The organism is Pseudonocardia aurantiaca (assembly GCF_039526725.1).
Classification (GTDB): Bacteria; Actinomycetota; Actinomycetes; order Mycobacteriales; family Pseudonocardiaceae; genus Pseudonocardia; species Pseudonocardia aurantiaca.
In genome coordinates this window covers 350,791-374,684 of the sequence record NZ_BAAAJG010000026.1, presented here as the reverse complement: position 1 = coordinate 374,684, position 23,894 = coordinate 350,791, and the positions used below count along the sequence as shown (strand labels likewise).

At 71.6% G+C, this 23,894-nt stretch carries 20 protein-coding genes; 4 read left to right on the top strand and 16 right to left on the bottom strand.

Annotation, left to right across the window (positions count from 1 at the left end):
• Window positions 1-59: 59 nt before the first annotated feature.
• The 6 genes from ABD143_RS32830 to ABD143_RS32805 form a co-directional block, all read right to left on the bottom strand.
• Complete coding sequence (locus ABD143_RS32830; protein WP_343985751.1) at window positions 60-1,736, bottom strand: acyl-CoA dehydrogenase family protein; 1,677 nt, start codon at window positions 1,734-1,736, stop codon at window positions 60-62.
• Window positions 1,733-3,430 carry an acyl-CoA dehydrogenase family protein gene (locus ABD143_RS32825; protein WP_343985748.1) on the bottom strand — a complete coding sequence of 566 codons (1,698 nt, stop codon included), beginning with the start codon at window positions 3,428-3,430 and terminating at the stop codon, window positions 1,733-1,735. The genes ABD143_RS32830 and ABD143_RS32825 overlap by 4 nt, the downstream gene beginning before the upstream one ends.
• Window positions 3,427-3,780: a hypothetical protein gene (locus ABD143_RS32820; protein WP_343985745.1), complete on the bottom strand. Its 354-nt coding sequence runs from the start codon at window positions 3,778-3,780 to the stop codon at window positions 3,427-3,429. Before ABD143_RS32820 ends, ABD143_RS32825 begins: the two co-directional genes overlap by 4 nt.
• Window positions 3,781-4,042: 262 nt before the next feature.
• On the bottom strand, window positions 4,043-4,819 hold the full coding sequence (locus ABD143_RS32815) for a thioesterase II family protein (protein WP_343985742.1): 777 nt from the start codon (window positions 4,817-4,819) through the stop codon (window positions 4,043-4,045).
• A gap of 65 nt (window positions 4,820-4,884) precedes the next feature.
• Complete coding sequence (locus tag ABD143_RS32810) at window positions 4,885-5,124, bottom strand: biotin/lipoyl-binding carrier protein (RefSeq protein ID WP_343985739.1); 240 nt, start codon at window positions 5,122-5,124, stop codon at window positions 4,885-4,887.
• Between the two features lie 8 nt (window positions 5,125-5,132).
• Entirely contained in the window at window positions 5,133-6,560 is a 1,428-nt protein-coding gene (locus ABD143_RS32805) for an acyl-CoA carboxylase subunit beta (RefSeq protein ID WP_343985736.1), read from the bottom strand.
• Window positions 6,561-7,310: 750 nt separating this feature from the next.
• Here ABD143_RS32805 and ABD143_RS32800 point away from each other — a divergent pair.
• Window positions 7,311-7,673 carry a cupin domain-containing protein gene (locus ABD143_RS32800; protein ID WP_343985733.1) on the top strand — a complete coding sequence of 121 codons (363 nt, stop codon included), beginning with the start codon at window positions 7,311-7,313 and terminating at the stop codon, window positions 7,671-7,673.
• 145 nt (window positions 7,674-7,818) lie between these two features.
• On the opposite strand, the gene ABD143_RS32795 is transcribed toward ABD143_RS32800, so the two are convergent.
• The 5 genes from ABD143_RS32795 to ABD143_RS32775 are packed head-to-tail and all read right to left on the bottom strand — an operon-like array spanning window position 7,819 to window position 12,758.
• Window positions 7,819-8,913 carry a Gfo/Idh/MocA family protein gene (locus ABD143_RS32795; protein WP_343985730.1) on the bottom strand — a complete coding sequence of 365 codons (1,095 nt, stop codon included), beginning with the start codon at window positions 8,911-8,913 and terminating at the stop codon, window positions 7,819-7,821.
• Window positions 8,898-9,599, bottom strand: coding sequence for a ThuA domain-containing protein (locus ABD143_RS32790; RefSeq protein WP_343985727.1), 702 nt, complete (start codon window positions 9,597-9,599; stop codon window positions 8,898-8,900). Before ABD143_RS32790 ends, ABD143_RS32795 begins: the two co-directional genes overlap by 16 nt.
• Window positions 9,600-9,640: 41 nt before the next feature.
• Complete coding sequence (locus ABD143_RS32785; protein ID WP_343985724.1) at window positions 9,641-10,543, bottom strand: carbohydrate ABC transporter permease; 903 nt, start codon at window positions 10,541-10,543, stop codon at window positions 9,641-9,643.
• Complete coding sequence (locus ABD143_RS32780) at window positions 10,543-11,448, bottom strand: carbohydrate ABC transporter permease (RefSeq protein WP_343985722.1); 906 nt, start codon at window positions 11,446-11,448, stop codon at window positions 10,543-10,545. Before ABD143_RS32780 ends, ABD143_RS32785 begins: the two co-directional genes overlap by 1 nt.
• Window positions 11,445-12,758, bottom strand: coding sequence for an extracellular solute-binding protein (locus ABD143_RS32775; protein WP_343985719.1), 1,314 nt, complete (start codon window positions 12,756-12,758; stop codon window positions 11,445-11,447). The genes ABD143_RS32780 and ABD143_RS32775 overlap by 4 nt, the downstream gene beginning before the upstream one ends.
• Before the next feature lie 176 nt (window positions 12,759-12,934).
• Here ABD143_RS32775 and ABD143_RS32770 point away from each other — a divergent pair, with 176 nt between their 5' ends.
• Complete coding sequence (locus ABD143_RS32770; protein ID WP_343985716.1) at window positions 12,935-13,966, top strand: LacI family DNA-binding transcriptional regulator; 1,032 nt, start codon at window positions 12,935-12,937, stop codon at window positions 13,964-13,966.
• A 228-nt stretch (window positions 13,967-14,194) separates the two neighbouring features.
• Window positions 14,195-15,478 carry an ISL3 family transposase gene (locus ABD143_RS32765; RefSeq protein ID WP_343985713.1) on the top strand — a complete coding sequence of 428 codons (1,284 nt, stop codon included), beginning with the start codon at window positions 14,195-14,197 and terminating at the stop codon, window positions 15,476-15,478.
• On the opposite strand, the gene ABD143_RS38395 is transcribed toward ABD143_RS32765, so the two are convergent.
• Window positions 15,449-15,694 carry a hypothetical protein gene (locus ABD143_RS38395; RefSeq protein ID WP_379659973.1) on the bottom strand — a complete coding sequence of 82 codons (246 nt, stop codon included), beginning with the start codon at window positions 15,692-15,694 and terminating at the stop codon, window positions 15,449-15,451. The genes ABD143_RS32765 and ABD143_RS38395 overlap by 30 nt on opposite strands.
• Between ABD143_RS38395 and ABD143_RS32755 the strand changes: the two genes are divergently transcribed.
• Window positions 15,603-16,133, top strand: coding sequence for a pyridoxamine 5'-phosphate oxidase family protein (locus tag ABD143_RS32755; protein WP_379659972.1), 531 nt, complete (start codon window positions 15,603-15,605; stop codon window positions 16,131-16,133). The two genes, ABD143_RS38395 and ABD143_RS32755, sit on opposite strands and share 92 nt — an antisense overlap.
• Window positions 16,134-17,031: 898 nt before the next feature.
• Here the strand turns inward: ABD143_RS32755 and ABD143_RS32750 are convergent.
• The 4 genes from ABD143_RS32750 to ABD143_RS32735 are packed head-to-tail and all read right to left on the bottom strand — an operon-like array spanning window position 17,032 to window position 23,885.
• Window positions 17,032-18,048 (bottom strand): hydroxyacid dehydrogenase, encoded by a 1,017-nt coding sequence (locus ABD143_RS32750; RefSeq protein WP_343985710.1) that lies wholly within the window; start codon window positions 18,046-18,048, stop codon window positions 17,032-17,034.
• A 14-nt stretch (window positions 18,049-18,062) separates the two neighbouring features.
• Window positions 18,063-18,788, bottom strand: a complete 726-nt coding sequence (locus tag ABD143_RS32745) for a ThuA domain-containing protein (protein ID WP_343985708.1) — start codon at window positions 18,786-18,788, stop codon at window positions 18,063-18,065.
• Window positions 18,785-21,877 carry an alpha-mannosidase gene (locus ABD143_RS32740; RefSeq protein WP_343985705.1) on the bottom strand — a complete coding sequence of 1,031 codons (3,093 nt, stop codon included), beginning with the start codon at window positions 21,875-21,877 and terminating at the stop codon, window positions 18,785-18,787. The genes ABD143_RS32745 and ABD143_RS32740 overlap by 4 nt, the downstream gene beginning before the upstream one ends.
• Complete coding sequence (locus ABD143_RS32735) at window positions 21,870-23,885, bottom strand: DUF2264 domain-containing protein (RefSeq protein ID WP_343985702.1); 2,016 nt, start codon at window positions 23,883-23,885, stop codon at window positions 21,870-21,872. The genes ABD143_RS32740 and ABD143_RS32735 overlap by 8 nt, the downstream gene beginning before the upstream one ends.
• Between the last annotated feature and the right edge of the window lie 9 nt (window positions 23,886-23,894).

The following is a 23,894-nucleotide window of genomic DNA, read 5'->3' as shown; positions in this document are numbered from 1 at the left end:
GTGAACCCGCCGCGCCGCATCGCGCGGAGACTGACGACGGGCCGACTGGCGCGCCGGGCTCAGCGGAACACCGGCGCGCACTCCAGGTCGCAGGAGAGTCGTTGGTCGACGCGGGCGGTGAGCTCGTGGAAGAGCGTTTCGGTCAGGTCGTCGGGCAGGAGGCCGTCGCCGTGCCCGAGCCGTGCGGCGAGCCGGGTGAGCGCGGCGGTGAGCCACGCGGATTCGCCGGTGAACCCTGTGCTGGCCCGGTGCGTGCCCACGCACGCGGCCGCCGCGAGCAGCAGCGTGTAGCGCCTTGCCAGGTCGAAGGCGTCGGCGCCGGCCCCCGGGCCCAGTTCGGTGGAGGGCAGCCGTCGACACTGTTCGCGCAGTTCGGTCAGGTCGGCCGCGAGACGCCCCGCCGGACCGTCGTCGGCGGACACGCCGGCCAGGGTGCCCATCAGCGGGTCGGGCGCGCTGTCGGTCACGGACAGTTGGCTGACCTCGAGTTCGGGCAGCTCGACGGTGGTGTCGAACAGCTCGGCCGGCGGGTCCGCGGCGGGCCAGTGTCGGGCGAGGGTCGGCAGTTGCGGAAGGATCGTGAGCAGACAAGACGTCGGCCCGATGTCCCCGATGCTCACCAGCGGCAGGTCGCGGAAGAGCTTGCTGAACGCCGCGTGCCGGCCTTCGCGTAGGTAGGACCGGGCTCCGAGGACGACCGACAGGTCGTGGAGTGCCTCCTCAAGCAGCAGCGGAACCAGGTATTTCACGGCGGCTGCCGGCGCGGACGTGGCTCGGGGCGCCAGGTGGAGGTGGCGGCTGACCGCCGTTGCCAGGCAGTCGGCGATCAGCAGGTCGGTGAAGGCCGCGGCCAGGGTGGCGCGTGCGTGTGGCAGGTCCGCGACGACGTGGCCGTACAGCCGTCGGTCGGTGGCGAAGTCGTGGGTCAGGTGCAGCGCGGTGTCCAGGACGCCGACCGCCATGCCCGGCAGTGCCGCCCGGGTGACCTGGAACGCCCGTGACGCGGTCTCCATGCCCTGGCCGGGGGCGCCCACCAGCGCGTCGTGGCCGATCGAGGCGTCGTCGACGACGATGCCGCCGAGGTGGCAGCCCCGCAGGCCCGGGGTGGTGAACCGGGGGAGGTAACGCATCGACTCCTGGGGCAGGTCCCGCTTCGTGACCAGCAGCGTCGAGTGGGAACCCGGATCGGGTGTGTCGCCGTTGCGGGCGAACAAGACGAGGGACCCCGCCCGTTCGATGTTGTTGATGACCTGTTTGCCGCCCGCCAGGACGATCCGGTCGTCGGTGATACGGGCGGTGAACTCGTTGTGGAGGAAGTCGTCCCCGTGGGCGAGTTCGTGGAACGCGGCCGCGATCCGCTCGCCGCCCAGCAGGATGTCGGCGACGGCGCGGCGCTGCGCGGTGGATCCCGCGGCCCACACGTTGACCGCCGCCATCAGTGAGGTGACGCCGTAGCCCAGGCCCAGCGCCGGGTCGCGGCGGAAGACGGGGCGGAGCCGGCGGGCCAGCGCGTCGGTCCCGCTCCAGCGGCCGCCGAGGGAACGAGGCACGAACTCGTGGTTGAACCGCCAGTCGTCCAGCAGGTGTTCGCCGGCGACGAGGGGCACGGCCTGTTCGTCGGCGGCCAGCACGGCCGCGTACCCCACCGGATTGTCGTCGTCGAACGGGTCACCGAGGCGGGACTCCAGGTCGTCCTGGGGCGCCGGGGGCGTGGTCGGCGTCGGGTGCGTGGTCACCGTCCCACCCCCTCGGCGACGCGGTGCGGCAGCACCGACAGCGACTGACCGTTACGCAGCCGGTCGCGCAGGGCATGGACGAGTTCGTGGTCCTGCCCGGCCGGGCGCCCGGTGGGTTCGCCGAGTGCGGCGAGGATCCGGCCGAGCGCGGCGCGCTGCCAGAGCCCGTCCGTCCACAACGGGTCGCCGGCGGGCGGGTCCGCGTGCGAGGCGAGCCCGAGGACGGCCGCGCCGGCCCAGCACAACGTCAGGCGCTCCGCCTGGGCGAAGACGTGGCGCGGGACCTTGACGCCGGGGGGCTGGTGGTCGGCGAGTTCGGCCAGGAGCCGCCGGTGGTGGTCCAGCAGCCGGGCGGCCAGCGGCCCGGCGGGGGTGCCCGCCGCGCCGGCGGCCAGGTCGGGCAGGGCCCGCAGCAGGGTGCTGCCGGTCCGCGTCACGAGCCGCACGGACCGCATCTTGAACGGGGGCAGCGGTCGTCCGGGATCAAGCGCGATCCGCAGCGCCTCGTCGTCGTACGGCGTAGCCACGTGGCGGGCGATCGCGGGGAACTCGTTGACCAGCATGTTCAGGTTGACCAGGGTGTTGCCGTCGAAGAAGTGGATGACGCGGTGGTCGCGAGCGAGCTTCTGGAAGCGGCCGTCGGTGTCGGCGTCGACCAGCTGCGACCGGACGCCGAGCCACCTGCCAAGGTCGGCGATCATGCGGTCGGTGCGGCTGGGCAGGAGGTACTTCACGACGGCGGCGACGACACTCGTCTCCTCGCTGATCGCGTGGATGCCGCGGCAGCCCACGAGCGCGACGGCCTCGTTGACCAGGTGGTCGGCGCCGGCGTCGGCAAGTGTGCGGACCGCCTCGGGCTGGTCCAGCAGCACCCGGCCGTACCGCCGCCGTTCGGCGACGTCCAGCGTCAACCGCAGGGCGTGCTCGCCGGCGCCCAGCGACAGGCCCCCGCACAGCGTCCTGGTGAGCTGGAGCCCCTTCAACATGGTCTCCAGACCGGTGTGGGGGCGTCCCAGCCGCGCCTCGGTGGGGACGAACGCGCCGTCGAAGGCGAGGCCGCTGATGTCGGCGCTGCGGATGCCGTGGGTGCGGACCTTCGGCAGACACCGGTAGGTCTCAGGGCGCAGGGTCGTCTTGTCCACGACGAGGACGTCGAGGCCCCGGGGGCCCTCGCCGGTGCGAGCGAGGACCGACATGGTGCGTGAGCGGGTGGCGTTGTTGATCAGCCACTTCTCACCGGACAGCTCGAAGCCTCCGCGCACCTCCTTGGCGCGAACCTCAGACGCGACCAGATCGCTGCCGTGGGCACGCTCGGTCATACCCGAGCTGATGGCGAAGCCGTCGAGCGCCTGTCGAGCCAGGGTGTGGGTCATCGAGGTGTTCGGTGAGACCCACGCGCCCACCACGCCGAGGAACGTCTTCGTGTGAGCGATGGCCACCGTCAGGTCGCGGCGCGCGACCGCGCGGACCAAGTCGAGCACGACCGGGAACTCCCCCAGCGCGCCGCCGAACTCCTCGGGCACGTAGTGGCGCTGCAGTCCCTGGGCGTTGACGAGTTCGATGATCTCGTCCGGGAACGCCTCGGCCTTGTCCAGTGCGTTGCACCGGGCGTAGGAGAAGACACCGGTGGCCTCCCGGGGGTCGCCGAGCTCACGCTCGAACGCCTCGACCGGCGGCGCCGTCGCGACCGTCATGACCGCTCCACGGAGGTCGACGGGACGGCGCGCCGGCCACACGCCGCCGGGCTCATAACGGGCTTGAGGTCCTTCACGCATTCCGGAATCGGTTCGACGAAAAGCTCGCGGACGATTCTCTTGAATCCACTGAGGCCGCTCCGGTTGCCAGTCATCTCCTGGAGCACGTCGCCGTCGAGTCCGAGGCCACCGGGGAGGAATGTCGCGCCCACCCGACGCACCAACGGTACGAACTTCCGGCCGGTGTACCAGGCGACATCGTGGCCGGCGTTCACCAGCTCACGGGCGACGGGCAGGCCCGGGCGCACATGGCCGGGGATGGGGAGTGTCGCAAAGAGAATCCGGGTCATGGGCCCTTCGTTTCCTCAAGAGGCGCGGTCGGTTCGCGGAAGCGTGTGGCGAAACCACCGTACGACGCGAAACCCTAGGCACCGGGCGAGACAGCGGCAAGCCCCTATAGCCACTGCCAGAATTCGATAGGGGTAATAGGGGTTCGGCACGGCGGCACACGCAGGGGTGATGTTGGCTCGCCAGATGAGACGCCGCGGCTTGTTTGTTAAGTCGGGAATGGCGGCGGCCGGCCGGTCACGGCAGGCCTGACCCGGGACTGCCTCAGGCCGCGTCGGTGGTCGCCAAGGAGCCGAGGGCGCTGCTGGCGTACGCGGCGACCGCGGTCGTCGAGTCGAAGATGAAGAAGTGACTTCCGTCGAACACCCTCATGTCGAAGGCGTCTCGACTGTGTAGTTCCCAGGAACGGACCTCGTCGAGCGTTACCTCCGGATCCGTCCGACCGGTCATCGCGAAGATCGGGCTGTCCAGCACGGCGTCCCCGCCGCGGTAGGTCTCGGCGGCTCGAAAGTCATTGCGAATAGCCGGGAGCACGGCACGGCGGATGTACTCGTCCGCGAGCAGGTGGGCGGCGGTACCGCCGAGTCGAGCGACTCGGGCGAGCAACTCCGCATCGCCGGCCAGGTGGTATTGCACCTCGTCTCGATGCGGGCCTCGGTGCAGGATCGGGGCCCGCCGACCGGACGGGAACAAGGCGACGGGTCGCACGCCGTGACTCTGCATCCGCAGCCCCAGTTCGAACGCCACCAAGGCGCCCATGCTGTGGCCGAGAAGTGCGGTCGGGCGGGAATCGCGTTCGACGACGACATCGAGCAGGAGACCGGCCAGCTCGGCCACCGAGCCGATCAGGGGCTCCCGTATGCGATCTTGCCGCCCTGGATACTGCACGGCCAGCACCTCGATCGTCGGCGAGAGCTCGCGGGAGAGTCTGAGGAACGAGGTGGCCGATCCGCCGGCGTGCGGGAGGCAGACGAGCTTCACAGCTGCGTCCGGCGCCGGATGGAACCGGCGGAGCCACAGGTCCGAAGTGGTGGTGGTCAATGTGCCCCTCTCAGAGACAGGTCACGTACCCGGTGTCGCACGATGCCCGGATCGGGCCCGTGGCTTCATCTCTCCCGCAGCAGCACGAGCAGGTCGCCGGGCTGCACGGCCGCGCCGGCGGCGACGGCCACCTCGGCGACTGTGGCGGCGCGCTCGGCCAGCACCGGGATCTCCATCTTCATCGACTCCAGCAGCACGAGTTCGTCGCCGGCGGCCACCGGCTGGCCGGCCACGACGCGCACCTCCAGGACCTGCGCGACCAGGTCGGCCTCGGCACGCACGGTGATGTCGCGAACCGGGGTCATGTCGCCCTTCACAGCGGGATGTTCCCGTGCTCGCCCTGCCGGGCCGCCGCCGTCCGCAGCACCGAGGCGATCGCGGCGCGGGTGTGAGACGGCTCGACGACCTTGTCCACCGCGCCCAGTTCGATGGCCCGCTGCATCCCGCCGGCCTCGTGCACCTGACGGGCGGTCAGCTCGGCGAGCAGGTCGTCGTAGCGGTCGGCCGGCGCGGCCGCCAGTGCCTTGCGATGGAGCACCTTGACCGCCGCCTCCGGGCCCATCACGGCGACCTCGGCCTGCGGCCACGCGAATACCGCCGTGGCCCCGAGCGAGCGGGCATTCATGGCGATGTAGGCCCCGCCGTACGCCTTGCGCAGGACGACCGTGACCCTCGGTACGGTGGCCTCGGCGAACGCGTGCAGCAGCTTGGCGCCGCGCCGCACGACGCCGTTCCACTCCTGGTCCACGCCCGGCAGATAGCCTGGGACGTCGACGAGCACGACCAGTGGCACGCCGAAGGCGTCGCACATGCGGACGAAGCGTGCGGCCTTCTCGGCGCTCGCGGAGTCGAGGCAGCCGCCTTTGCGCAGCGGGTTGTTCGCCACCACCCCGACCGTCTGGCCCGTCAACCTGCCGAGACCGATCGTGATGTTCGGTGCCCACGCCGACTGGAACTCCTCGAACCCGGTCGGTTCGTCCGGCGCGTCGAGCAGGTCACGGATGACAGGCCGCACGTCGTAGGCCCGCTGCGGGCGGGACGGCAGGTGGACACCAGGGTCGCGGGCCGGCGCGGAGGAAATGGCGTGGGGCCGGCGTGGCCGCTGCACGAGACCGATGATCCGCCGGGCCCGGTCGAGGGCGTCGGTCTCCGAGCCGGCCACGATGTGCGCGACCCCGGACCGGCGCCCGTGCGCCTCCGGGCCGCCGAGGCTGGCCATGTCGATCCGCTCTCCTGTGACGCTGCGTACAACCTCCGGTCCGGTCACGAAGATCCGTCCCTGCTCGGCGAGCACCACCACGTCGGTGAGCGCCGGCCCGTACGCGGCAGCACCCGCGGCCGGCCCCAGCACGACCGACAGCTGCAGCACCCGGCCCGAGGCGCGCGTCATCGCGGCGAACATCTCGCCCGCGCCGTGCAAAGAGTGCACGCCGGCGGTCAGTTGTGCGCCGCCTGAATGCCACAGGCCGACGATGGGGCAGCCCTCGTCGACGGCGGCTCCTGTCGCCTCGACGATGACCCGGGCTCCGCGGAGGCCGAGCGCGCCACCCATCACCGTGGCGTCGCTGCAGAAAGCCATCACCGGGAGTCCGTCGACCCTTCCGCGCACGGCCACCACGCCGTCGTCCTCGGCGAACGGCGAGATCGACCCGGCGTCGAGCAGCGTCTCCAGCCGGGCCGCGGGGCGCAGCCGGCTTCGGTCTGCCGGTTTCGTGGTCGAGGCGTCTGTCGAGACGGTCATTGGTTACCCCCACACAGGTCGGGACCTGGATCTCGCCGGGTTCGAAGCCTGGCCACGCCGGTCGTGTGATGCCACCCCAGACCGCCCCTACCTACGCGCGCCCCTGGCGCTGACTCCCCAGCACGTCGTCCTGCTCAGGGGAGCTTTAGTGAGACTCCGGTCACTCTCGTAAGGCTTGGTTCCCCCTGCCGCGGCCGAACCGGCTGGCGGGCCCGAGATCCGCATGGAGCAGGGGCGGCTAGGGGTTTGAGAAGTCCACGAACGAGTGAACCTCACAAGCGCGTGCTTCACAGATCGATGGTGTCGCACCGTGGTCTGGTCGGCCTTGCCCCCGACACACGCGCAGGTCCGAGCTGCGCCGTGGACACCCGCCCGCGGCCGCTTCGTGGGCGTTAGCGGTGCCGCGGGATCGGGCCGGGACATTCGAGCCGCGGCCGGTCCCCGAAAGGGGGCGCGCCGCACCGGCGGCCTCGACGACATGATCACTGGAAAAATGGCATGCTCGCTGTCGGTCACTTCAAGGATATAACCTTTGCGATTGTCGACCGAAAGCGTCCACGCAGTCCATCGTCGGTCACCCTTCACATCCTGAACCCGGTCGACTTGCCAGCCATTACGCAGGCGACACAAACCTCCGATTTGGCGGACCGGCCTTGGTGATTTTTGCCCCGTCGTGGCAGGCTCGGCGAAGATGCCGGTCCGCGCCCGTCCGGGGCCGCCGGCCCCGGCGATCCCATCGAGGTGAGTCCAGTGACGTCCGCATCGCCTGCCATGCAGAAGGCCAACCTTGACGCCGTCACGCCCGATGTGCACGGCCTGATCAGCAAGCAAACCGCCCATCTGGACGGCCTCGACGTGACCAGAGTGCGCTTCGACACCGGTGCGCGCTGGTCGAACGACCTCAAGTCCTACGCGGGCACTCATAGCTGCGAGTTGCCGCACGTCGGACTCGTGCTCAGCGGCCGGTTGCACGTCGTCATGGACGACGGCGGGGAAGAGGAGTTCGGGCCGAACGAGGTCATGATGCTGCCGCCCGGGCACGATGCCTGGAGCGTCGGCGACGAGGCCTGTGTGTTCGTCGAGTTCTCCCGGGGGAACGACTACTACGGCTGACCCACGGCTGCGCCCCCGGGTTCAGCGAGCCCACGGACCGCGTGTTCGCGGTTGGCTCTGCCCGCGGGGCGCCGGGTGCACTGCAGTCGGCCAGGGCCGCGCCGGGCCGGGCGGCCGGCCGCGACACCCCACCAGGGGACGCCGGTCAGCGCGCGCTGAGTGGGACCGGGGCAGGCCGCTCCACCGAGCTGGTGACGTCGTGGGCGCGGCCCGTCGCGGCCGCGGCAAGCAGCGCCTCCATCACCTCCAGGACGTGGAAGCCGAGCCGCCCGCTGGCCCGGGACTCGGCGAGGCCGGGTCCGTCGCCGTTCCACCGCATCTCGGCCAGGCCGTAGCCGCGGGCGGCGTGCTCGTACCCGCCGAGGACGGGAAGCGGCTCCCACGCGTTGCCGCCGAGCCTGCGCACGCTCACGGCGCCGGCGAAGCGGTTCGGATCGGGCACCTCCAGCGAGCCCAGCTCTCCGTGCACCTCGATGGGAGAGGCGTGGGTGGCGACGCTGTCGAAGCTGGTGACGAGGGTGGAGAGCACCCCGGAGGTGTGCACGAGGACTCCGGTGACGTGGGACGGAGTGGTGACGGGGATCGTCTCGCCCGCCCGGGGGCCGGACCCGATGGTCCGGGTGGCCCGAGTGGCGCTCGCGGCACCCAGCACGCGGGCGACCGGGCCGAGCAGGGTCACCAGAGCGCTCACGTAGTACGGGCCCATGTCGAGCAGCGGGCCGCCGCCCGGCACGTAGTAGAAGTCGGGGTTCGGATGCCAGCGCTCGTGGCCCGGCGTCACCATGGTCGCGCTGGCGGCGATCGGGCGGCCGACGAGCCCGTCGTCGATCGCGCGGCGGGCGGTCTGCAGGCCGGTGCCGAGCACGGTGTCCGGGGCGCACCCGACGAGAACCCCGGCCGCGTCGGCGGCCGCGAGCACCTCCCGGGCCTGCGCGGTCGTGGCGCAGAGCGGCTTCTCGACGTAGACGGACCGGCCGGCCTCGATGATCCGCAGCGAGACCTCGGCGTGCACGGCCGGCACGGTCAGGTTCACCACCGCGTCCAGCGATGCGTCGGCGAGCAACCGGTCCACCGGCACCGCATCGGTGCCGTCCAGCTCGGCTGCCAGCTCCCCCGCCCGCGCCGCGTCGATGTCGGCGACGGCGACCAGCTCCGCGTCGGGGAGGCGGGCGAAGGTGGTGGTGTACTGCCGGGCGATGTTGCCGCAGCCGATGATGCCGATCCTCAGCGGCTCGCCCACAGGAGTCCCCTCTCGATGATCGTCCGCACGTTCTCGTCCTTCAGCACGCCGACCTCGTGCCCGATCGTGGTCACGAACACCCGACCGGCCCCCCACCTGCGGGTCCACACCGCCGGGCAGGTCACGGAGCGGTGCCAGGGGTCCCAGGATCTGGCTTCGAGGGTGGTCGTGGCGAGCACGTCGTTGAGGTCGTCGGTCAGCACCCAGTACTGCTCGGTGACAACCTCGAACGCCGCGATCCCCCGCATGATCGGGTGGTCGGCTGCGGCCGGGTGCGGGTCGATGCGGTGCGGCAGGAAGTTGTCGGCGTGCTCGCCGCGGCGCTCGCTCACGTGCTTGCCGGGGTGGTGCGCGAACTGCCCGCCGGTGAGCTGGAGGTAGTCCGCGCTGTTGCGGTAGGAGTCGACGATCCCGCCGTGCCAGCCGGCGAGGCCGGTGCCGGCAGCGACCGCCGTGCGCAGGCCCTCGACCTCGGCGCGCTCGATCGTGTTCATCGTGTTGCACTGCACGACCAGATCGGCGCCTGCCATCGCGTCGGCGTCGGCGTAGACGGCGGTGGACTCGTGGACACGGACGTCGAAGCCGCTCTCCCGCAGGTACGGGACGAACAGCTCGGTGGCCTCGGTGGGCTGGTGCCCCGGCCACCCGCCACGCACGACCAGCGCGACTTTCGTGGGAGCTCGCATATGCCTTTCGTTTCTGTCTTCGGAATCCGTCGTGGGACCCGTCACCGGTTGAAACCCGCGGTCAGACCGCTGACGAGCTGGCGGCGGCCGATGACATAAACGACGACGAGCGGGAGTGTGGAGAGGACAACCGAGGCAAGGATCGCGGGGACGTTCACGCTGTACTCGCCCTGGAACGACCAGAGCGAGAGCGGGAGCACCCGCTGCTCGTCGCTCTGGGTGAGGATCAGTGGGAAGAGGAACCCGTTCCAGACGCCGAGGGCGTTGTAGATGGCGACCGTGGTCAACGCGGGACGGGTCATGGGGAGCACCAGCCGCCACAGGATCGTCCAGTTCGTGGCCCCGTCGACGTACATCGACTCGAACAGCTCCCGCGGGATGTCGCGCATGAAGTTGGACAGGATCAGCACCGTCACGGGCAGGGCGAACGCGATCGCGGGAAGGACCAGGCCGAGCAGGGTGTCGTACAGCCCGAGCTCGCCGATGATCAGGTAGATCGGCACGATCGTGGCCTGCAGCGGGAGGGCGAGGCCCATGAGGAACATCGAGTTCGCCAGCCCGGCGACCCGGCTGCGGGAGCGGACGATCGGGTAGGCGGCCATGAACGCCAGCAGCACGGCGGGCACGACGGCCCCGGCGGTGACAACAGCGCTGTTGGCCAGGTAGCGGAAGAACCCGTTGTCGAGCACGGTGGCGTAGTTCTCGAGCGTGGGCTCCGGCGTCGGGAGCAGCGGGTTCGAGTCGAAGTACCCGGTCTGGCTCTTGAAGCTGCCGATCACGATGTAGTAGATCGGCACGACGATCACCACGAGCCAGAGCCAGCCGCCGAGCCCGCCGAGCAGGTTGGGGCGCGGGCGGGCGCCGCGGGCGCGTCGGGCGCGGCCCGCGACCGGGACCCTCGGCTGCTCCACCGGCGCGCGGGAGTGGTCGATCACTGCCGCCATCAGGCACCCTCCATCTCACTGGCCGCCCGGTCGCGGCCTCCGAGGCGTTGCACGACGAGCGCGAGCCCCAGGCCGAGCAGCACCAGGAGCACCCCGATGGCGCTGGCCGCGCCCATCTCGTTGGCCTGGAACCCGGTCAGGTACATGTGCAGCGGAAGCAGCCGGGTGGCGTAGCCCGGGCCGCCCGCGGTGAGCACGAACACCAGGTCGAAGTAGGTGAGCGAGCCGACCACCATCAGCGTGGACGAGGTGATGATCGTGTACTTCAGCTGGGGCAGGGTGATCGCGAAGAACTGGCGGACGCGCCCGGCACCGTCGATCTCGGCGGCCTCGTAGAGCGAGCGCGGGATCTGCCGGACCCCGCCCTGGTAGATCAGCGTGTGGAAGGGGACGAACTGCCAGGCGATCACGAACACCACCACGAAGAGCACGAGGTCACTGTTGCCCAGCCAGTCCTGGCGCAGGACGTCGAGCCCGCTCGCCGTGCCGATCCCGAAGTTCGGGTCGAGCAGCGCCTTGAACGCGAGTGCGACGGCGGCCGACGACAGCAGCAGTGGCAGGAAGTAGAGCACCGCCAGCACCGCGCGATAGCGCTGCCTGCCCGCGGTGAACGTACCCAGCAGCAGGCTGGCCGGCGCCTGCACGAGGAAGCTGAAGAGCATGATCTTCCCGGTGACGCCGAGCGCCGCCAGCGTGACCTCGGAGGTCAGGACGCTGCGCCAGCTCTCCCCGCCGTCGAACGCGATCGCGCTGAGCCCGTCCCACGAGGTGAAGCTCAGCACGACGAGCGCGCCGACCGGGAGGACCGCGAAGACGAGGAAGAACGCCGCCGCAGGCGCGGCGTACCAGGCCGAGGGCGCCGCCACCCGCGCCACGCTGGGACGGGCCGCAGTGGCGGCCGTCATCCGATCGTCGCGTTCATCGCGGCGATGAACTGGTCGGGGGTCTGCTGCTGGAGGAAGACCAGCTCCAGGTTCGTCAGCAGCGCGGCGGCCTGGTCGGGGGCCAGCGCCTGGTCCCAGGACAGCTGGTAGTTCGGCGCGCCGGTTGTCCACCCGTAGACCGTGCGCATGTAGTCGGTGGTGCCGGGCCCGTTCAGCTCGTCCTGGATGCCGACCACCGCGGGGGCGGAGCCGGCCTGCAGGAACGCGTCGACGTACGGCTTGTCGAACACGGCCTCGGTCAGGTAGTCCAGCGCCGTATCCCGCTGTTCGGGCGTGGCCTGCGCGGAGATCGACCAGACGTTCGCCGGGTTGCCGACGAGGTTGCGCGGATCCCCGGTGCCGCCCTCGACGATCGGGAACGGCACGTAGCCGAGCTGGTCGACGAAGTCCGGGGCGTCGTTCTTGATGGCGGCATAGGTCCCGCCCAGCTGCAGCAGCATCGCGGCCCGGCCGGTGCGGAGCAGCGCCTGGTCGGCCTTGTTGTCCGCCGCGATCGAGGAGAAGCCCTCGGCGAAACCGCCCGCCGCAACCAGCTCCTGGATCTTCACCAGCGCATCGCGCATCGCCGGGTGCGCCCACGCGTTCGGCTCGCCGGCCAGCACCGACTTGAACACCTCGGCGCCGCCGATGCGGTCCACGAGGTACTCCAGCCACATCATGCTCGTCCAGCGCGACTGCCCGGCCAGTGCGATGGGCGCGACCCCACGCTCGGCGAACACGCCGACCAGCGCCATCAGCTCGCCCCAGGTGGCGGGCGGGGCCACACCGGCCTCGGCGAAGAGGGTCTTGTTGTAGTACAGCATCACGGGGCCACCGGCGTTGTTCGGGATCCCGTAGGTCCGGCCGTCGATCACGCCGTTGTCGGCGACGGCACCCGCGTAGCGGTCGCGCAACTGCGGCCGGTCGGCGAGGTAGGGGGTGAGGTCGAGCACCTTGCCCGCGTCGACGTAGGCCTTCAGCCCACCGCCGCCCCAGCCGTAGATCAGGGTCGGGCCCTCGTCCGCACCGACCGCGGTGCGCACCTTCGACTTGTAGGCGTCGGCCCCGAAGAAGTCGACCGCGATCTGCTGATCCGGGTGGGCGCTGCTCCAGTCCTCGACCGACTGCTCGAGGATGTTCTGCATCGGGGCGCCCGTGATGCCCCACATGGTCGCCTGGCCGGAGGCTCCGGCCCGTTCGCCGATCGCGCCTCCGCATGCCGCGGTGACGAGGGCCAGCGCGCTGAGGAGCCCGACCGCTGCCAGCCGGGCACGAGTCGTCCGTGTCGCCATCGACGCTCCGTTCATCCTGTCGATCTGCTCTGACCGGGACGCTCCGGATGCCGAAAATTTCTCGGCAACTTTCCGGGCGTGCGGCGAAGCTACGTCCCGGAGATCCACGAGGTCAAGTGGTCGGAACCCAAATGCGGGCCAGAAAATATTTCGCTCCAGGTGTTAGGGTCGCCCACGTGAACGGCTCGGCAAAGAGGATCACCTTGGCCCAGGTCGCCCAGCGGGCCGGGGTCTCGGTCCCGACGGCGTCGAAGGTGCTCTCCGGCCGGACGGACGTCGCCGACCGCACCCGCCTGCGCGTGCAGAAGGCCGTGCAGGACCTGGGCTACCGCTCCCCGCACGAGCGACGACCCGGCGGGGACGGGCCGGCGCTCGTCGACCTGGTGATCGCCGGGCTGGAGTCGGAGTACGCGGTCGAGGTGATGCGCGGGATCATCGACGGCGCCACAGCGGAGCAGGTCGAGATCGTGATCAGCTCGATGACCCCCGACATGTCGGACGCCAACGTCGAGGAATGGGCCGGACGGCTGCGCCAGGGCGGGCGCCGCCGACTCGTCCTCGTCACCAGTGACATGAGCACCGAGCAGTTGGCGGTCTTCCGGGTCAACGGGATCTCGGTGGTGCTCGTGGACCCGCGGAGCAAGCCGCACGACGGCGTCCCCACCGTGTGCTCCACGGACTGGGCAGGCGGCCGGGCCGCGACGGCGCACCTCCTCGAGCTGGGGCACCGGCGCGTCGGCTACATCGGCGGTGCGTATGAGGTGGAATGCAACCGCGCCCGGCAGAGCGGCTACCTGGCGGCGCTCGTGGAGCTCGGCGTCGACTTCGACCGCGACCTGGTCGTCACCGGCCGCTTCGACCCGGCCACCGGAGCCGACGGCATCCGCCGGCTGCTCGCCCTTCCCGACCCGCCCACCGCGGTCTTCTGCGGCAACGACGCCATCGCCACAGGCGTCGTCCGGCAGGCGGACGCGCTCGGGATCGACGTGCCCGCCGACCTGAGCGTGGTGGGTTTCGACGGCACGCCGATGGTCGAGAACACGATCCCCCGGCTCACCTCGGTCGCCCAGCCGCTGCGGCAGATCGGCCGCACCGCGCTGCGCACCGTGCTGCAGCTCGACCGCGGCGAGCCCATCGCCGCGCAGCATGTCGAGCTGGCCACGAACCTCGTCGTCCGGGACTCCACGGCCCCACCGCGGGGCCGCTGAGCTGGGAGGGTCACCAGTCGTGGACGGTGCCGTCCACAAGCCGGTTGACCGGCAGGTACGGGGACTGTCGCGGGGCAGGACGTTCGTGACGGATGGACTGCGCCTGAACGTGGGCGGCCCGTGGCTCCTTGATCCTCGCTGTGTTCTGGAGCAGCGAGAGGAGAACCACGGGCCGTGGTTGACCGTAGCGATGATGCGTCGTGCTTGTTGGGACTCGAGGGTCTGGCGGTGGAGCGTGTCGTGCGCACCGGGCTCGGGGTCAGGGTCGTGCAACTGGTCACCGACGATCCGGACGCGGCGCGGTGTCCGGAGTGTCGGTCGGTGTCGACGTCGGGCAAGGAGTGGGTGCTGACCCGCCCGCACAACCTGCCCTGCGGTGGCGGGCCGGTCGCGGTCCAGTGGCGCAAGCGGCGCTGGCGGTGTCGCACCGATGCCTGCCCACGTGCGTCGTTCACCGAGGCTGTCGGCCAGGTTCCGGCGGGGATGCGCACGACGAGCAGGCTGCGCGCGGCGCTTGCGGTGGCGGTCGAGGACGGGCGGGACCAGGCCGAGGTCGCAGCGGCGCACGGGGTGTCGTGGCCGACGGTGCAGCGTGCGGTCGTCGTGCATGCGGTGGCAGAGCTCGTCGAGCCGGAACCGACGACGGTGCTGGGCATGGACGAGACCCGGTTCGGGCGTCCCCGCTGGCTGCCTGACGGGCACCATGACGACGGCCGGATCCGCTGGTGTCGCTCGGATCCGTGGGAGACCGGGTTCGTCGACATCACCGGTGACCAGGCTCTGTTGGGGCAGGTGGATGGCCGGACCAGCGCCGCGGTGCAGGCCTGGCTGGCCGCGCGGGCCCAGGCGTTCCGGACCGGTATCGACGTGGTGGTGATCGACCCGCACGCCGGCTACGCCGCCGCCGTCCGGGCGGCCCTGCCCGGGGCGCGGATCGCGGTGGACCACTTCCATCTGATCATGCTCGCGAACAAGGCCGTGACAGCGGTTCGCCAGCGCGTGACCCGCGATCTGCTGGGCCGCCGCGGCGGCAAGGCCGATCCGGCGTGGGCGAACCGCCGGCTGCTGCTGCGCGGCCGGGAGCGGCTCTCGCAGGCGGCGTTGGCGCGGATGTGGAACGGCTGCGTCGATCACGACCCGTCCGGTCAGATCCTGTCCGCGTGGATCGCGAAGGAGGAACTACGCGCGCTCTGCGCCACCGCCGCCCGCGGCGGGCACCGCGAGGACATCGGGCGCCGACTGTGGGCGTTCTACCGCTGGTGCGCCGAGGCCGACATCCCTGAGCTGACCACCCTGGCCGAGACGGTCGAGACCTGGTGGCCCGCGATCGAGGTGTTCCTGACCACCGGGATCACCAACGCCCGAACCGAGGGCACCAACCGGTTGATCAAGCAGGTGAAACGGGCTGCCTGCGGGTTCCGGAACCGGGACAACTACCGCCGCCGAGTACGGTTGCACTGCACCCGGCAGACCCGCCGATTGTCAGCGAGGAAACCGACGGTGCCCGCCTAAAGTCGAAGAGCCCGTTTGCCCGGGAAGGAGTGAATCTTGCGGCATTCGACAGCGCCGCCGCCGCGGTGCTCGGGCAGCCGCATCGCCCAGTGCTCGCAGTGTGCCTGACCGGCAGGCTCGCACCGTGCGGCCGCTGCTGGCCTCGAGCGGGCAGGTACCCGACAGCGCCGCGAACGCGGCATCGCTGCGGCACCGACCAGGATGGGAGAAACTCACCACGATCTGGGCGGCGGTGACGGGCCCGCCGCGACGCGCCCGCGGCCGGACTGTGGGTGCGCGACCACGTCGAGCACCTCAACGCAGTCGTCTGCTCCCCTGCCGAACGCGCTCGGCAACGTGGGAGCTCGTCGCCGGCGAGCTGGACGACCCACTCGAACCGGACGGCAAGCCGCATTCGACAGTGGTCAGGGTAAAGCGCGACGGAGATGACATCTTGTTCGCGCTGCCCAAGAGCCGCCGCAAGACCGCCAACTTGAACCGGGACCCACGGGCGGCCGTGGCGATCTTCGATGCTGCCAACCCGTATGAGAACGTCCAGGTGCAGGGCACCGCGTCCATCGAGGACGACCCGGACGGCATGCTGTCGATGAGCTGTCGCACAAGTACACGGGCGGGCCGTACCCCGGGTTCGCCGGGCCGAACCCGCAATGGGTAATCGCGAGGATCGCGGCCGACAAGGTCGCCACCAGCCGGCCGAATAAGCGCTCGGTTCGCCGCAGCGGTCCCAGCCACCCGAGAATCTCGTCCGCGCCGAGATCACCGAACACGGCGCGCTCAAGGCCCGTCACCTGAAGCGCCGTCATCTGCTGACCGCCCTAAGAGCCCCCCTCTTCGGAGGGGGCTCTTTTCTTTTCGGTGTTAGCTCACTCAGCTCCCTGGCCATTGATGTGGTCCGTCAGTTGCATGATGAGCTTGTCGCCACCGAGTAGATGCCCTATTCCCACCCAGCTCATCAACTCCCTGCAGATGAGTTCACCGACAGGGCCGGGATACATCGATGCCGCACGGAGTGCAGCATCCCGGATCGCCTGCTGGGCAACTTCCGTCATCGACGCCTCACAGTCTCGGGAACTATTCTTTTGGTAGCACCGTACGATCTCGGAACTCCGAGAGTCCTGCATTGGGGAACGAGAACACAGCACCCTCGACCAGGTCCTGGATGTCGTGCTCGATACCCTGCTCGCAGGGGAATGTAAACCTGAGAGTCACAGAGATTAACTCTGATGGCGTGGTCACTTCTTGAACCGAGCCACCACCGCCGCAAGCCTGGCGAGCGAGTCCAACCATCCCTGGCTGGCCGACCACGGCGTCGTCGCCGTGACCTACGGCGACGGTGTCGGACCGGATCAACACCATCATCGACTTCGCCGGTGCGGCGCGGACCGGTGTCAAGGCCGAGGGAACGGCCCAGTCCGCGACCGGGAGCCCATGCGGCGGCGCACCCGCGGCAAGATCGTGCTGCTGCCGTGACCCGGGCGGGGCGTGGGTGCCACTCCACACACCGAACCCACACCTGACGGGTCGCCCCCGGGCCGCTGTATCCGGATTCGGGATCAGGCGCTGATCGCCGTCGAGGAGGCCGATACCGAAGCGGCCAGCGGCTTGCCGGCGCACCAGCGCTCGAGCTCGTCGATCGCGTGAGCGCTCATGCGTCTGGTCTCCTCGCCCAGGGAGCCGGCGATGTGCGGGGTGACCATCACGTTGGGCAGCCCGAGCATTGGGGAGTCCGGGGGCAGCGGCTCGGGGTCGGTGACGTCGAGGACGGCGTCCAGACGGCCACTACGGCACTGCGCCAGCAGTGCGTCGTGGTCGACGAGCGCGCCGCGGGCGGTGTTGATCAGCGTGGCGCCGGCCGGGAGCATTTCCAGCTCCCGGGCGCCGAGGAGGTGCGGGGCCCCGGGCAGGGCCGGGGCGTGCAGCGACAGGATCTCGGCGCGGGAGAGCAGTTCGTCGAGCGGGACGAGCCGGCCACCGGCCGCCACGACGGCGGCCGGATCGGCGTAGGGGTCGCTGACCAGGATCTCGGCGGTCTCCAGCATCCGCAGCAGCTCCAGCAGGCGCCGGCCTGTGCGGGAGAAGCCGATCACTCCGATGGTCCGGCCCCGGTTGGACAGCCTGGTGCGGAGGTAGCGCGAGACGTGCCCGTGGTGTGTGTCGGTCGCCAGGAACGGTGCCTTCTTGCCGGCCATGACGATCGCTGCGAAGGCGTACTCCGCGACCGCCACCGCGTTCTCGCCGGCCGCGCTGCTCACCACGATGCCGCGGCGCCAGACCCCGCCGTCGCTCACCAGCTCGCGCACGCTGCCTGCGGCGTGCAGGACCGCACGCAGCCGGGGCGCGGCTGCGAGGCGCTCGTCGGTCAGTGCCGGAACGCCCCACGAGGTGACCAGCACATCGGCCTCGGCAAGCCGGGCCCGCGCGGGACCGCTGTCGAGCTCGTGCACCGGGCCAGGGGCCACCAGGCGGACCAGGCGGGCGAGCCGGTCGAGCTCCTCGGCCCGGAACTGGACCTGGAAGGTCGGCTCGTCCATCACCAGCAGCGCCGCGGGCCGGGTGGTCGGGTGGGTCATCGAATGGACGCCTTTCACGTGGCGGGCCGGGACAAGGACGTCGCCTCCCCGCCGCCGGAGGTCAGCCAGCGCAGCTCCCGCTGCAGCAGGAGGTCGCGGTCCGGGGAGGCGTAGGCGCGGACATCGTGCCCGGTGCCGTCGTAAATTACGCGCTGCGGGCCTGCTGCCACCCAAGCCACGGGGTGGTCCACGCCGTCGTGGCGCGCCGTGGGAAGCACGCGTGACCCGGGTGCGAGTGCGAGGTGGCAGTACCGCTCGTCGAAGACCTCGATGCGGGTCAGGCCGCCGGTGACCGGATGATCACGGTCGGCGATGTCGAAGACGGCCGGGCCGATCGGAGGGTGCATCGACGTGCCCGGCACCCATCGTCCGCCGAGCAGCGTGGCCCACTCGGGGTTGTCGGCGAAGGTGTTGGCCGCCTGGTGCAGCGCCAGCACCGGCGTCCCGGCCGCGATGAGCGCGGTGAGCCGCTCGTGGAACGGCGCCCAGTCGGCGTCGTCGCCGTCGACGTCCGGGTCGCGGCGACCGCGGCCGGCGGTGACGATCAGCAGCGCGACGTCCGGGGCGACCTCCTCCAGGGCGTGCGGGGACGTCCCGCGCACCTCTGCGCGCAGGCCTGCCCGCTCGACCGCCCGTGCGAGGCACAGCGCGATCGCCGCGGTGTCGTGCCAGGGGTCCGCGTACCGGCCGTGGCCCGCCAGGATCAGCGCGGTCGGCGCCGTCGGGACGTGCGGCGTCATCGGCGCCGCAGCCGCAGGGTCCGGATCTGGAACGGCCGCATCGCGAAACGCACCGACGCCCCGTCCGTGCCGACGGGCAGCTCGGACCCACCTTCCTCCAGCAGGTCCGCGTCCGTGGCGCCCGCCAGCGGGAACGCGGTGCGCATCGTCGCCGCGCCCACCCCACCCGTCCCCTCGTAGAGGCGGACCACGACGTCCCCACTCCGGTCGTCGGCGAGCTTCACCGACTCCACCACGATGTCGGGACCGTCGACCGACACCAGCGGCTCGGCCGCGGCCGCGGCGGCCCGCAGCGGGAGGTTCAGGGCGTACCCGCCCTCGACGGCGTCGCCGACCCCGGCGCCCAGGAGCAGGGCGTAGGTGAAGGCGTGGCGGCCGCGGTCTGCCTGCGGATCCGGGCTGTGCGGTGAGCGGAGCAGCGACAGTCGCAGCGTCGTCGTGCTGCCGCCGCCCTCGCGAGCCTCGCGGCGCACGTCGTAGCCGTAGGTGGAGTCGTTGAGCAAGGCAGCACCCCACCGGCTGTCCCCGATGTGCACCCAGCGGTGGGTCCAGCGCTCGAACCGGGCCGCGTCCCAGCTGGTGTTGGCATGCGTGGGGCGACGGACGTGCCCGAACTGGATCTCGGCCGACTCGTGCTCGGCATGCACGTCCAGCGGCCACGCGGCCTTGAGCACGGTGTCGCGCTCCTGCCAGTCGATGTCGGTCCGCACCGTGAGGCGGCGGCTCCCGGCGGTGAGCTCGAGGTGCTGCACGACCCGCGAGTCACCGAAGGCGCGCTCGACGCGCACGGACGCCAGCAGCGGCCCGTTCTCCACGACGGTCACCGACTCCGCGTGAGTCACGTCGCGCACGGTGTTGCGGTAGTAGTGGTCGATGTTCCAGGCGCTCCACAGGTTGGGGTCGTCCGGGTGCAGCTGCAGCAGGTTGCCGCGGGCGCCCGGAGCGATGCCCTCGCGCCCCGCCGCAAGGTCCACGGCGGAGCGGACGAGGCCGTCGGCGTCGATGCGGATCCGGACCAGGCCGTTGTCCAGCACGACGTCGTCGCCATCGGTGGTCACCCGCACCGGCTCGGGTGTTCCGGTCGTCCCCCGGCCGATGCCCAGTGCAGGCGCTTCCACCAGCACCGCATGCCGCCCGTCGGACAGGACCTGGCCGTCGTCCGGCGCGCCGGACCCGGCGGGCAGGACGGTGACCTCGCGGCGCGGGAACGGGCCGGCGTTGACGACGGCCCCGTCCGGACCGGGCAGGTGGCCGAGCGCTTCGTCGATGATCGACTCGAGCTCGGTCCGGACCTCGCCGTAGATCTGCTCGGCCTCCTGGTGCACCCAGGCGATCGAGGAGCCGGGCAGGATGTCGTGGAACTGGTTGAGCAGCACACGCCGCCACACGGCCTCGATCCGCTCGTACGGGTACTCCGCCCCGGCCCGCACGGCCGCGGTCGCGGCCCATAGCTCCGCCTCGCGCAACAGCGCCTCGCTGCGGCGGTTGCCCCGCTTGGTGCGCGCCTGGCTGGTGTAGGTGCCGCGGTGGTTCTCCAGGTACAGCTCGCCGGACCAGACCGGCGGCGAGGGGTACTCCTCCTGCGCCGCGGCGAAGAACGCCGACGGCGCCTCGACGCGCACCCGCGGCGAGCCCTCCAGGTCAGCCAGCCGGCGGGCGCGCTCCATCATCGAGCGCGTGGGCCCGCCGCCGCCGTCACCGAAGCCGAACGGTGCCAGGGACCGCGTCGCCACACCCTTGTCGGCGAAGTTCGCCTCGGCGTGGGCGAGCTCGCGCCCCGTCATCTCGGCGTTGTAGGTGTCGACGGGCGGGAAATGGGTGAAGATGCGCGAGCCGTCGATGCCCTCCCACTGGAAGGTGTGGTGCGGCAGCCGGTTCGTCTCGTTCCACGACAGCTTCTGGGTGAGGAACCACCGAGCCCCGGCGAGCCGGGCCAGTTGAGGGTAGGCGGCGGTGTAACCGAAGGAGTCGGGCAGCCAGACCCCGTCCTGCTCGATGCCGAACTCCTCGGCGAAGAACCGCCGTCCGTACACCAGCTGCCGGGCCAGCGCCTCGCCGCCGGGCAGGTTGCCGTCGGCCTCCACCCACATGCCCCCGACCGGAGCCCAGTTACCGGCCTCGACGGCCTTGCGGATGCGGCCGAACACCTCCGGGTACCGGTCGCGGATCCACTCGTACTGCTGCGCGGACGAGCAGGCGAAGACGAGCTCGGGGTACTCGTGCGCCAGCGTGGTCATGTTGGTGAAGGTGCGCGCGCACTTGCGGACGGTCTCGCGGACCGGCCACAGCCACGCCGAGTCGATGTGCGCGTGGCCGACGGCGGTGATCGTGTGCGCCGACGCGGACGCCGGGCGGGACAGCACTCCGGTGAGCGCGTCGCGGGCGTCCTGGGCGGTGCCGGCCACGTCCCGCGGGTCGATCGCCTCGACGGCGCGCCCGAGCGCGCGCAGGATCTCGTGCCGCCTGGTGGAGTCGGCCGGCAACTCCCGCATGAGCTGGTCGAGCACGTCCATGTCGTGCACCAGGTGCCACACGGCCTCCTCGCGCACCGCGATCTCGGCGGTGCGCAGCACGTAGAGGTCGGCGTCCCCGGCCGTGTCGCGCGACCCCATCTCCGTGTGGTAGCCCTGGCTGCCGACGATGTTCGGGTTCGCGGCCAGCTCTACCAGCAGATCCACCGGCTCGCCGCCGTCCGCGGCAGTGGTGAGCAACGCGCTGCGGCTGTGCGGATGCAGGCCCTGAAGCGGCACACCGTTCGCGTCGTGCACGAGCCCCTCGGCCTGTCCCCCCGGTCCGCGGCTCGGGTCGAACCCGAGGTCGAAGACGGCCTCGACGCGCCGGCCCGCCCACTCCACGGGGATCGTCGCGGTGGCGCGCAGCCATGCGGTGGACCATGGCCGGCCCCAGCCGGTGCCCGGCTCGAACGGTTCGTAGTCGGCTGCCATCGCCTCGGCGACCGGGACCGGCTCGTCCGGCACCCGCCAGATCGTCAGGGTCAGCGGCCGTGCGTCGCCGTACAGCGCCGGCCGCACGACCCGGTTGAGCACCTTGGTGATCCGGGTCTCGATGATCCGGCGGTCGTCATGCACGCGTGGGGTCCTTCCGGTCGGACGAGGCAAGGGAGGCCTCGTCGCTCTCGTCGGGGGCGGGGAGGGTCAGGACATCGTGGGTGCCACCGGGCCAGGTCACGCGGATCACGGCGGCGGAACCGTCGGCAGTGACGGCGACGCCGGGGAGCTCGGCGCGAACGAGCTCGGCGCCGCCGAGATGCACAGCGGCCACGTGTACGGCGCCGGGGGCCACTGGGCCGTCGCGCCACAGCACGGGTGTGGCCGACCGCGCGCCCAGGGGGTTGGCGTCGGTGGCGTGGTGGACGCCAGCCCGGTCGAAGCCGTGCAGCGCGACCACGGCGGAGCACACGCCGTTGCTGCCGGTCACGGTCGCGGTCGTGGCGGCGTCTGTAGTGGCGGCGTCCGGCCCGGTCACCGGCAGCGCCCAGCCACCGAGCCGCAGCCGCAGCTCGCCAGGGTCGTCCCCGGTGGTCGCCGGGTCCACGCGCACGGCCCGGATCTCGATCGCGCCGCGCAGCACCGAGCCGACGGTGATCCACGGGCCGAGGCGGTATCCGGTACGCGGGCCCCCGAAGGCGTCCCAGCGCTCCTCGTCGGGCCAGTGCGCCCGGCTGCGGGAGACCCCGGTCGCGCCCGCGACGGCCAGCCGGCGCAGCGGGCGGCGGTGCGCGGCCCGGCCGTCCGCGTCGACCAGCGTCGCCGTGCCGTCCACCGGGCCGCCCGCCGGGTCCTCCGGCATGTCCGGGGCGGCATGGGTCGAGTAGGTCAGGCGGGCGTAACTGGGGTCGTCCGAGTGCAGGGCGGCCGGGTCGGTGTGGTCCGAGCCGTGGTTGACCACGCGCACGACGCCGTCCGCCGCGGTCGCGGACACCAGCCAGCCAGGCGCCACGAGAGTGCGCGCGACGTCCCCGCGCTCCACGGCGAGGGGCTCCTCGGGAGCCGTCCACACCGGGTGCTCCGGTGGGAGCAGCAGCCCGATGAAGCCCTTGCTCGCCCAGTACGGGGAGGCCGGCCCCGAGTAGCCCTGCAGCAGGCCGCGGAAGGGCCGGTGCCAGCCGAGGCTCAGCAGCCCTTCGTCGTCGAGTGCCCCATGGGCCAGGAAGTGGTCGAGGGTGCGCGCGGCGAGCGCGCGGGTCTCGCCGGGACCCAGCGGGGTGGCGTCGAAGAGCGCGCCTGCCCATACCGGGGCGAGCGCGGCGAACCGGTAGGTCAGCGACCGCCCCTGGATCAGTGGCGAGCCGTTCGCCCCGACCAGGACGCGCTGGTCGGCCAGGAACCGGCGCAGCCGCTCCCGGTAGCGGTCCAGCAGCCCTGACTCGGCCGCCTGCCCGGCGATGCGGCAGTACCACAGGGGGTACAGGTGCATCGCCCAGCCGTTGTAGTGGTCGAAGTTGCGCCGGTGCCCGCCCGCCGCATGGCCGTAGCCGGCCGCCAGCCCGTCGGAGTACCAGCCCGCAGCCGCGTACCAGTCCTCGGTGAGGGCGATGGTCCGGTCGAGGTCGTCCTGCCGCCAGTCGCCGCCTGCACCGCGCGCGAACGCCTCGGTGACGGCCTGGAACCAGATCCAGTTGTTGGGCGGCATCACGTTGCCGACCATCGGTGCGAACCAGGACAGCAACTGCTCCTGCGTCCTGGCCGGCAGCCGGTCCCAGATCCACGGCCGGGTCTCGTGCAGCGCGATCGCCACCGAGGCGGCCTCGACCCGCGCCTGGCTGCTCTCGGCGAACGTCGGCCACCGCTCGGGCGAGGCCGGGTCGACGCCCGCGCTGAGACCGCTCGCGTACCAGCCGGCGAACCCGTGGGGGTCGGCCCCGCCCGCCCCGGCGAGCCGGAACGCCGCGAGCAGGAACGACCGCGCGAAACCCTCCAGCCCGTCGCTCCACACCCCGTTGTGGCTGGCCACCCCGGGCAGCCGGATCTGCGCGTTGCCGTCCGTCGCATACCGGCGCAGGGCCAGCAGCATCCGGTCGGCCGTACGTTCCCACGGCATCCGTGGCCCGGTCGCCTGCGCCACCGCCGGTCCCACCGGCCCTAC